At 43.7% G+C, this 10,169-nt stretch carries 8 protein-coding genes; 5 read left to right on the top strand and 3 right to left on the bottom strand.

Features of this window, described 5'->3' with window-relative positions; all coding sequences use genetic code 11:
- The first annotated feature begins 176 nt into the window (after positions 1 to 176).
- Positions 177 to 1,778 carry a M48 family metallopeptidase gene (locus tag HXY43_RS18965; RefSeq protein WP_290886047.1) on the top strand — a complete coding sequence of 534 codons (1,602 nt, stop codon included), beginning with the start codon at positions 177 to 179 and terminating at the stop codon, positions 1,776 to 1,778.
- 93 nt (positions 1,779 to 1,871) lie between these two features.
- Positions 1,872 to 2,708 (top strand): COP23 domain-containing protein, encoded by an 837-nt coding sequence (locus HXY43_RS18960; RefSeq protein WP_290886045.1) that lies wholly within the window; start codon positions 1,872 to 1,874, stop codon positions 2,706 to 2,708.
- A 391-nt stretch (positions 2,709 to 3,099) separates the two neighbouring features.
- On the opposite strand, the gene HXY43_RS18955 is transcribed toward HXY43_RS18960, so the two are convergent.
- Positions 3,100 to 4,440 (bottom strand): alkaline phosphatase, encoded by a 1,341-nt coding sequence (locus HXY43_RS18955; protein ID WP_290886043.1) that lies wholly within the window; start codon positions 4,438 to 4,440, stop codon positions 3,100 to 3,102.
- A 35-nt stretch (positions 4,441 to 4,475) separates the two neighbouring features.
- Here HXY43_RS18955 and HXY43_RS18950 point away from each other — a divergent pair, with 35 nt between their 5' ends.
- A complete protein-coding gene (locus HXY43_RS18950; RefSeq protein WP_290886041.1) occupies positions 4,476 to 5,909 on the top strand; it encodes a carotenoid oxygenase family protein in 1,434 nt (477 codons plus the stop codon).
- Positions 5,910 to 6,022: 113 nt separating this feature from the next.
- Here the strand turns inward: HXY43_RS18950 and cax are convergent, their stop codons facing one another.
- Positions 6,023 to 7,144, bottom strand: a complete 1,122-nt coding sequence (cax, locus tag HXY43_RS18945) for a calcium/proton exchanger (protein ID WP_290886039.1) — start codon at positions 7,142 to 7,144, stop codon at positions 6,023 to 6,025.
- 312 nt (positions 7,145 to 7,456) lie between these two features.
- Entirely contained in the window at positions 7,457 to 7,684 is a 228-nt protein-coding gene (locus HXY43_RS18940; protein WP_290886037.1) for a hypothetical protein, read from the bottom strand.
- Between the two features lie 251 nt (positions 7,685 to 7,935).
- Between HXY43_RS18940 and HXY43_RS18935 the strand changes: the two genes are divergently transcribed.
- On the top strand, positions 7,936 to 9,150 hold the full coding sequence (locus HXY43_RS18935; protein ID WP_290886034.1) for a DUF790 family protein: 1,215 nt from the start codon (positions 7,936 to 7,938) through the stop codon (positions 9,148 to 9,150).
- Positions 9,151 to 9,329: 179 nt separating this feature from the next.
- Positions 9,330 to 10,043, top strand: coding sequence for a serine O-acetyltransferase (gene cysE / locus HXY43_RS18930; RefSeq protein WP_026736548.1), 714 nt, complete (start codon positions 9,330 to 9,332; stop codon positions 10,041 to 10,043).
- The last annotated feature ends 126 nt before the right edge of the window (positions 10,044 to 10,169 follow it).

Here is a 10,169-nt window from a genome sequence, read left to right as displayed (position 1 = left end):
GTCTTGGTGGTTAAAAAAATCTTGAACCACCAAGACACCAAGACACCAAGTATTTTTTGGAAAGCAACTCTGTGAAGATTGGTTAGGTATCTTGTAAAACAGGTGCGATCGCTATAGGCGATTGTTAACAATACCTCATAAATTGAGAAAAGAACTGTTTGCAGAGGAAGTTCTCCATGAAGCGACGCTGGAAGTCACTATTCCTTGCCTTTAGTTGGGTAATGTTGGCATTAGGGACATCTATTACGATTATCCTAACGCAGCCGATCGCACCCACTACTGCACAGGAACCCGCAGTTGCGATCGAAACTGACAAGAAACCCTCTCCACAACCAACTGAAACTACCAAGCCAGACTCACCAGAAACAGGCGATGGAAAAAAGCCAGAATCAGCAGCAGAACCCCCACCAAGCCCCGAAGAAATCGCCCGTCAGCAAAAGTTAATGGAAGCTGACAAGCTTTATTTGGCAGGAGATTACGCAGCTGCACAGAAAATATATCGCAAAGTCAAAAAACCATTTGCCAAAGTATCTGAGTTACCACAAATCAAACCTGCGATCGCAGATCCAGCCCAACTATCCCCAGGTGGGAAAGTATACTGGCGAGAGGCACAAGCAGGTATCATTAGTAAGCTGCAAACTAGAACTTTAGTACCGTTGGAACTGTTGGTTGAACAGTATCCAGAATTTATTCCTGGTCATATTAAATATGCTGAGATTCTGCAAAAATACGGTGATAATAAAAAAGCATTGAATGTTTTAGAGCGTGCTGCTACACTTTATCCCAATCAGGCAGATTTAATCAAAGCAAAAGTTACAGCATTAGCAGACACTAAAAAATGGATGGAAGCATCCCTCGCCGCGCGGCAATTTGCGATTCTCAATCCTAACGATCCGCAAGCGACTGAGTTTAACAAACTGGCAGAAGAAAATCTCAAACGTTATAAATCTCATATCCGATCGGAAGTCAGAGGAAATACGATCGCTAATATTATCACTGGTGCTTTAGGATATGCGCTTACTGGTAGTCTTGTCGGCCCTTTTTCCGCCCTGGATTCTACCTTGATGCTGCTACAGGGTGAAAAAGCTGTGGGTGAGTCGGTAGCAAAACAGGCAAAAAAGCAACTGAAATTAGTTGAAGATCCGCAGGTTGTCGCATATGTCAATGAAATTGGACAGAAATTGGCGAAAGTCGGCGGAAGGGGTGAGTTTAAATACGAGTTTTTTGTGATTCCGGAAGAAAGCCTCAATGCCTTTGCGCTACCAGGGGGCAAAATCTTTGTCCATGCAGGGGCGATCGCTAAAACCAACTCGGAAGCAGAATTAGCTGGATTACTTGCTCATGAATTATCCCACGTACTGCTCTCCCACGGCTTTCAACTAGTCACGCAAGGGAACCTCATTGGCAATCTCACTCAGTATCTTCCCTTAGGTGGAACCCTCGGTCAATTATTTACATTTAGCTACAGCCGTGACATGGAACGTCAAGCAGATAATCTTGGTACACGCCTGATCGTGGCTAATGGTTACGCTGCCGATGGTTTGTATAACTTGATGATGACACTGGAAAAACAACAGAAATTCTCTCCCCCCGCTTGGTTATCGTCTCACCCAGGTAGCGATGAACGAGTGGAATATCTGGAAGAATTAATTACGCGCAGCAATTACAATCGCTACGCCTACGAGGGAGTAGCACGACATGCAGAAATTCAAGCTAAGGCAAAACAGATTCTCAAAGAGGAAAAAGAACGGAAAGAAAAAAAGACACGCGATCGCTGAATCAAAAATAATAAATCTTTCGTCACTAAAATTAGCAACTCCCAGACACGCCATGGCGCGTCTCTACATCTCCCTCCCATGTGAGGATGATTTATGTCATCACGAACCCTAAAATTTCTTTTATTGAGCAGTCTCGGTTTATCCTTATTTGTGGGTAATTCCGCAGCTTGGGCACAAAATAGATCTGGCGATGTTGTCGTACCAACAGTACCAGATAACGGCACATCAAGCACAACCAGAAGCACAACCAGAACATCAACAACCACAAACGGTAGGACAACAAGCACAAACAATACCTCAACAACAGTTACCAGTGCAACGCGGTTTGTTTGTGAGAATTACGACGGACAGTACACCGTGATGTACCAACCAGAAAGTCAACCAGGGCGGTACTTTCCTTGGGCAACTCCTAAGAGATTGGGTGGTGGTTGGGATGAATACAAACGCTGTGCAACAATTGCCCAGCGCTTGGAAACTTATCGTCCAGACGGCTTAATCGAACTCCGCACAGCCACAGAGAATGGATACAACACTCTTTGCGTAACTAGCGAGGCGAACCCGTCCTGTCGAATTGTACTGACAGTACCTCCCGGATACGACCCTTATAATGTACGCAATAGCGTTTTTCAAAATCTCATCGCCGCTGATAGTGGAGAGCAAACCATAGGCGTCAACACTTATACCAGTAGTAATAATGGTAGCGGAATCGAGCAGATATACAACATGGGTAGAACAATTTTGGGTGGTAGCAATAGCAATAATCGTACCACCAGCACATCTAAGAACCCAATCAACCTCAAACCTTTCCTAGATGCTAAAGATGGTGGCACTGGCAGCGAATTGAAGAAAGGCGTGGCAATTAGTCCTAAGTCTCAACCCCAGTCTCAGCCTGAATCTGCTACTCGTTTAAATCCCAATAAATTTCGCTAATAGTAGAGGCAGGTTTGAAAACCTGCCCCACTATGAGGGGTCTGACCCCCTAGCGTATTACTCAGCACTTTGCTTAAAATGATGCATCCGAATAACCGATAACACTAGCGCCAGGTTTTGCACCGTATTCACTGGCGCTTTTATTTTATCTACTCATTAAGCAAAAGTATAAACTAGAACCGTCAAAAATAATGAATGATGAATTAGAAATTATGAAAAATTCATAATTCCTCACTCACAATTCATAAATTTTCTCCTTTCATCTGTTTTGGGTAGTAAAGACAAACCACACAATCAAAACTGTGAAACCTAAGTAGCTCAACGTAGTTAGCCATTCCTGCCAGTTATTAAAAATGTCGTTCATAAAGCCTTACACGAGTGTGGGTTTAGCTTATTTTTGTGGCACTTCTTTGCCAAAGAGCGTGCGGTAGATTAATTGATAAATATCAGTATTATCCACAGTATTAGGTAGCAAATCTGCATTTAAGCCGTGTGCTTTAGAAACAATTGACCCAGTAAAATCACCTAAACCAGCCCAGGCGATCGCAAAAGGAAAGCGTTTACCTTGTCGATCTGGCGCGGAAACAAAGGGCAAAGTTGCAGTTCCTTGTTTACCATCCCAAGGTGCGCCATTCTCACCTTTTTCCGGCAAAGGTTTATCTAACGGAAAATCTGCCTCTGTCACTCCCACTACTTCCAACCCTCCCGCATCGCTATCTGCGGCTGTCACCAACAGAGTATTTGGGTTTTTCTCAATAAATTTCATCGCTACACCCACAGCATCATCAGCGCGCTTGACTGCTTCAATGCAACCAGCAGCATGATTAAAATTGCAGAAGTTATCGCTACCTTCTTCTTCCAAAACGATAAAGAAACCGTTTGAATTCTGCGAGACAATTTTTAACGTTGCTTCTAGCATCTCGGCAACTGTCGGTGCAGTGGGAACGTACAAAGGCAAATTCTGCTTTTTCAATTCCTCTTCCGGTGCATCGTTATAAGTATCATCAGCAGCAAAAATGCCCAGCACTTTCTTAGTATTCGCTGGCAACTTCAGGAGTTCATCACGAGTATAAACTACGGTGTAACCTTTACTTTTAGCTTCTTCTATCAGATTTATACCATCTTGGCGTTGACTTTGTTCGGCGGTGGCGTGTCTTCCTGCTGTCCCTTTGGGAAGATACCACATCTCTCCACCCCCCATAATTACATCCACCCCAGACAGAACAATTTGCTTGGTGATTTCTGCAAATTGGCGGCGATTTCCTGCTTTGGCTACAAATGCCCCCGTTCCCGGTTCATGAATCATGCCAGAATTGATGATAGCGGTTCCTTTACGAGCCGCGATCGCTTCTTCCATAATCGTCTTTGATTGACCAGAAAATGCCACCACTGGTTGAAAAGATTCATCCAAACCAAAGGAATCTGCATTCACCTTCACTCCCGTAGCATGAGTTACCGCACCAGCGTTAGAAGTGGCGGTGAGTTGGTTTTTCATGTGTCCCAAGTAAACAGCAAGATGCGACATTTTATCCCAGTTGAGTCTACCATCGGGGCCAAGGTAGAGCATCCGCGCCGCACCCCAGTGGGATGCACTTGTACCATCTGGATGAATAAATATCACATTACCTTGGCGTGAGTTGGTGTTACCTGAGTTCTGTGACGTACAGGCTAGTATAGCTACTAGGACAGTAACTGCAATGACAATAACTTTAGTATTAAATTTCTTGAGCATTTTTGGATTTAAACAAAGATAATGGTCAATTTTCCATGTCTACAATTAAAGAAAAGTTAAGAAAAAACGCTTGGGCTGGTGCGATCGCCCAACCCGCCCAAGAATTTCCTGCTACTCCCCTACCTGTTATCTCTGGGCAAATACCCCCCGGTTTACGCGGCACACTTTACCGCAATGGCCCCGCACGCTTAGAACGTGGTGGTATGCATATGGGACACTGGTTTGATGGAGATGGTGCGATTCTGGGAGTTCATTTCACTAATGCAGGGGCTACAGGCGTTTATCGCTTTGTACAAACCGCTGGTTACAAACAAGAAGCAGCAGCCAATCAACTGCTTTACGGTAACTATGGCATGACTGCACCGGGGGCAATTTGGAATAAATGGTTTAAACCAGTCAAGAACGTTGCTAACACCAGCGTGCTAGCACTCCCAGATAAACTATTAGCACTGTGGGAAGGCGGTAAACCCTATGCCCTCGATTTGCAAAATCTGGAAACTTACGGCGAAGATGATTTAGGAGGGTTAACTGACGGCTTAGCTTATTCCGCACACTACAAACGCGATCCGCAGACAGGAGAAATTTTTAACTTTGGCATTGCTCTCGGTTTTACTCCCACCTTGTATATTTACAAAAGCGATGCCACTGGCAAAATAGTACAAAAAGCAGCACATAAACTCGATGGCTTACCAATAGTGCATGATTTTGTCCTAGCAGGGCAATATCTCGTATTTTGCATTCCCCCGGTGCGGCTGAATTTACTCCCTGCTTTGACTGGGTTTAGTTCTTTCAGCGATGCTATGGCATGGCAACCCAGCAAGGGAACCCAAATTTTAGTCATTGATCGCCAAACCTTGAATTTAGTCAGCCGTGGCGAAACAGAACCTTGGTTTCAGTGGCATTTTGGCAACGGTTACGTCGATGCTAGCGGTACGGTAATTGTAGATATTGCCCGCTATGAAGACTTTCAGACAAACCAGTACCTCAAGGAAGTAGGGTTTGGTGAAACTCACACTGCTGCTAAGAGTACACTCTCGCGAATACACATAAATCCCCAAACTGGCGAAGTCACAAACATTCAGCAAATATTAGATCGCCATTGTGAGTTTCCCAGCGTACCACCCCAAAACGTGGGACAAGTTTTTAGATACACTTATATGTCGACTTTTCGGCAAGGGACAGATATTAGTCGAGAATTATTAAATGCGATCGCCTGCTACGACTACCAAACCGAAACTCTTACCGAAGCCGACTTAGGCGAAAACCGCTATGCTTCTGAACCAATTTATGCCCCAGATACTGAAAACCCAGAAAAAGCTTGGATTTTAACAGTTGTGTACGATGGTAATTCCCATCGCAGTGAAGTTTGGGTATTTGAAGCGCTTAGGTTAGATGAAGAACCTGTGTGTAAACTCGAATTACCTAGCGTGATTCCTCCTAGTTTCCACGGCACTTGGAAACCTGCATAAATTGGGATTGGAGATTGGGGATTGGGCATTGGGAATAGGTGAAAATTATGAATAATGAATGCTGAAAATTTCATAATTCATAATTCATAATTCATAATTTTTATGCCCTTTGCCTATAAAACTGGATGAAAGTAGAAAGCAGCCCCCAAGACAGCGTAGGTTGCTAGCAGCAGCATTCCTTCCAGCCAGTTAGAACGACCATCTAAACTAATCAGGTTGGCAATGACCACGGCGATGATGACTGCAATCACCTCAAACATGTTAAAGTTCAAATCCATTGGTTGTCCAATCACCTGCCCTACTAGCACTAGGATGGGCGCTACCAGCAAGGCAACCAGTAGACTTGACCCCATTGCCACAGAGACAGACAAATCCATATTGTTTTTGATCGCCACCCGGACGGCGGTGACGTATTCGGCTGCACCACCAACCAGTGGTAACAAAATTACCCCGGTAAACAGAGGTGTGAGTCCTAATCCCTTGGTTGCTTCTTCGACCGCACCAACAAAAATCTCGGACACAAACGCTATACCAATCGTTGCTACAAGCAAGATGCCAATCCAAAACCATAAGTTTGGTTTTCCGTGTTCACCTTGTTCTCCTGCTTCGTCCTGAGAAACATTACCTTCTAGTTCGACAACACTGACATCGTAGAGATAACTGTGAGTCTTCAATGAAAACAGCAGCGTAAAAGCGTAGACTGCGATCAGAACGATCGCCACAAAAATCGATAGCTTGTTAATCGCGCTTTGCTCGACTACATTAGATGTGGTGATCACCGTGGCAGGTAGTACAATCGCAACCACTGCCAGTGTCATCGTCGAACCATTTACTCGGGCAACCATCGGCTGAAAATCCTGCTCTTTGTAACGCAATCCTCCCAGCAGCATGGATAGCCCCATCACTAGCAGCAGATTAGCGATAATTGACCCGGTGATGCTGGCTTTGACGATGTCTACCAAGCCTTCTTTCAAAGCTACTAGGGCAATGATCAATTCGGTGGCATTACCGAAGACTGCATTTAACAAACCTCCAATGGCGGGCCCCAATACCACGGCAATTTCCTCAGTCGCCGTGCTTAGCCAGATTGCTAGGGGAACGATCGCGATCGCGGAAAGTACAAATACTGTCAATGCTCCCCACTCCAGTTTCTCTGCTGCAATGGCGATCGGGATGAAGACTAGCAAACCTATTGAAATCAGGTTTTTAGGTTGTATTTTAGCTATGGTTGCCATAGGTGTATAGGCCTAATGTTGTCTGTCTGGCAGATATTACAGTACAGACGACACTTTACAATATCTCTGGGACAAACAGCACTATCCGCAGTAGGCTCTATACCATTAGCAACCCATAATTAATAGTTGTGTGAAAGGTTGGGTTTAGATTCCTCAACCCAGCCTTCTATGACTATTATTTATCTGGCGTTGCTGAATTTGGTCATGAATTATGTTTGCATACATTTTTGTAGAGACGTAGCAATGCTACGTCTGGTCATACCCGTGAATTGTAAATTCATATCTTGATTCAGCAACGCCATTTATCTACGTCTATTTTTTGATCATTTCTAAAGAACCGCTGTTTGACGAGCCTAATTGAGCATAGCTTAAGGGCAGATTTGCAATCAGGTTTGTGCCATCCAAAGTGACGCTACCCGAAACCTGTGCATCACGCCAAGCACCGACACCACGATATTTGTATATGTAGCCTGGCCCTTGGTTGTGGCTGTGGTAATTACCGCGATAAGTGTCACCCGTACCCGTCCATGTCAATGCCACATTCAACGCACGGAATTAGCGATCGCCCCGACCCAATTAAGTAACTTAAGTTAAAAAAATGTAAAATTTAGGGTGTGTTAGCGCCAGCGTAACGCACCCTTGTATCTTATTTGTAGGGGTCTATAAAGACGGACTTTCCGTGACAGACTGTATAGAAATACTTAATTATTCATTTGTATAAATATTTGTATAATTATTTTAATAAGTTTATGTAAATTAACTGAATTTATTTTCAAAAGTTTATAAGCACGATGTTACCATCTGACCTACTGCATCATCGCCAAAATGGAGAGGAAATCATCCCCAAAAGACTGAAGCTTGATGAAAAGCATTTGGGATTAGCACATGAATTAATTAGTTCTTTTCAAGAGACAGTAGGAAAGACTCAAGGAGCGCTGGAACGTCAGTTATTAGAATTGGAAGGTGACACTCCCGATTATAAAATCAAGCGGGGTTTAGCTTATCTTCTCAAAAGCAGTTTTTGTACATTTGAGGTAGTTAGTCCACTCGAACCCCAAATGTTAAGAGAAAGGGTGTTTGCTTTGGCTGCAAAATCCGTTCCTAGTCCAGAATTAACACAAGTTACATTGAGCAAAATTGCTGATGAATTAACTCAAGAACTAGAGCGTGAAGTTTTACCAGAGCAAGTCCGTAATGGATTATATGCTGATTTATCAGAAAATAAAATATTGATTGCTTTTGATGCACCAAAACCGGAAGAATTATTGCATCGATACAATATATCTCAAGTTCAGGGAGTTTTTTATAAAGCCAGCCAATTGGTTTTGAATGCTCATCGCAATGTACCAGGAGAATATAAGCTTTTGTTTCGCTATCTCAAATTGTTTCAATTGATGGCGTATATCGAAGGCGATGCCGACCACGGATTTACAATTACGATTGATGGGCCGACGAGTTTGTTTAATCCGAGTACGCGGTATGGTTTGGCGATCGCTAAACTTATCCCTGCCTTACTTCACGTTACCAAATGGAGTCTTTCTGCGACACTGCAAGTCCGTGACTTTTATACAGATACTTGGAAAAGCGGACGTTTCACCCTTAATTCGGAATGCGGTTTGGTAACTCACTACCCACCCGGTAAGCCTTACGATAGCATGTTGGAAGCATCATTTGCTGATAAATGGGATGCACTCAAAACTGACTGGGTGTTAGAGCGAGAAGTTGATTTAATTCCCATCCCCGGTAGCGTGATGATTCCTGATTTTCGCTTAGTTCATCCTGATGGACGCAGTTTTTTATTAGAAATAATCGGTTATTGGCGACCAGAATATTTACAAAAAAAGTTTGCCCAAGTGCGACGTGCTCAATGTCATAATTTGATTTTGGCAATTTCTGAACGTTTGAATTTGGATAAAGCGGGTGTCAAATTAAACGATGTTCCTGCAAGAATTGTTTGGTTTAAAGATAAATTGTTGCCGAAATCCGTGTTAGCAGTTATGGAATAATTAGCTCGTATGTCACAATTATCGGTAATTCGATTCTGCTAAGATCATATTTTCGGGGCGGATGGAGCTAGCTTCACTACACTCAGAGCGATCGCCCCTAATTTTTGGGGAATCTTACCTAACCATGAAAGACTGGGGTTCTGCGTCAGGTACAAATTCCGAAAACTTGAGAATTGAGTATGCTGCTAACAGATTTGCGAACGATTTACGAACGTGACCCCGCAGCCCGTAATTGGCTGGAGGTCGTGTTTTGCTATCCCGGACTTCAAGCCTTACTATTCCATCGCATCGCCCACTGGCTTTATCAAAGGAAGATTCCGTTTATACCTCGCTTCATTTCCCAAATAAGTAGGTTTTTTACTGGCATTGAAATTCACCCAGGAGCAAAGATTGGGCGAGGTGTATTCATCGACCACGGTATGGGAGTGGTGATTGGTGAGACAGCAATAGTAGGTGATTATGCTCTGATTTATCAAGGTGTCACCCTCGGCGGAACCGGAAAAGAAAGCGGCAAACGCCATCCTACTTTAGGCAATAATGTAGTTGTGGGAGCAGGTGCGAAGGTATTGGGCAATATTCACATTGGAAATAATGTCCGCATAGGCGCAGGTTCGGTAGTGCTGCGCGATGTACCTAGCGATACTACCGTAGTCGGAATTCCCGGACGCATCACTCGTCAGGATAAAGTCAAAGGAGATGTTTTGGCTCACAATCAACTGCGAGATGTAGAAGCTGAGGCAATTCGAGCTTTATTTGAACGTCTGAAGGAACTAGAAGAACAAGTCTCTCAGTTAGAAGGTAATTTACATCTGTCTGTCAACCGAGTTAGCAAAGGAACTAGATGCAATGGGGATTCGGTGATTGAAGATTTCCTAGATGGATCTGGAATTTAGGTAGATCGACACGAATAAAGTTAACTCGTGAGGGTTGTCATTTGTCATTTGTCATTCGTCATTGGGTAGGGGCAAAGGTTTTGATGTCAAGATATACATACAAACGCTTTGCCTTTATAGATATTT

It is taken from the genome of Fischerella sp. (genome assembly GCF_013388695.1).
Lineage (GTDB): Bacteria > Cyanobacteriota > Cyanobacteriia > Cyanobacteriales > Nostocaceae > PCC9605.
The sequence above is the reverse complement of the archived record's forward strand: the minus strand, read 5'-3'. Positions and strand labels throughout refer to the sequence as shown.

What these genes read in the sequence shown, in the direction of transcription:
- cysE (WP_026736548.1), top strand. Translation starts at nt 9,330, where the DNA reads ATGCTGCTAACAGATTTGCGAACGATTTACGAACGTGACCCCGCAGCC.
- HXY43_RS18935 (WP_290886034.1), top strand. Translation starts at nt 7,936, where the DNA reads ATGTTACCATCTGACCTACTGCATCATCGCCAAAATGGAGAGGAAATC.
- HXY43_RS18960 (WP_290886045.1), top strand. Translation starts at nt 1,872, where the DNA reads ATGTCATCACGAACCCTAAAATTTCTTTTATTGAGCAGTCTCGGTTTA.
- HXY43_RS18955 (WP_290886043.1), bottom strand. Translation starts at nt 4,440, where the DNA reads ATGCTCAAGAAATTTAATACTAAAGTTATTGTCATTGCAGTTACTGTC.
- HXY43_RS18965 (WP_290886047.1), top strand. Translation starts at nt 177, where the DNA reads ATGAAGCGACGCTGGAAGTCACTATTCCTTGCCTTTAGTTGGGTAATG.
- cax (WP_290886039.1), bottom strand. Translation starts at nt 7,144, where the DNA reads ATGGCAACCATAGCTAAAATACAACCTAAAAACCTGATTTCAATAGGT.
- HXY43_RS18950 (WP_290886041.1), top strand. Translation starts at nt 4,476, where the DNA reads ATGTCTACAATTAAAGAAAAGTTAAGAAAAAACGCTTGGGCTGGTGCG.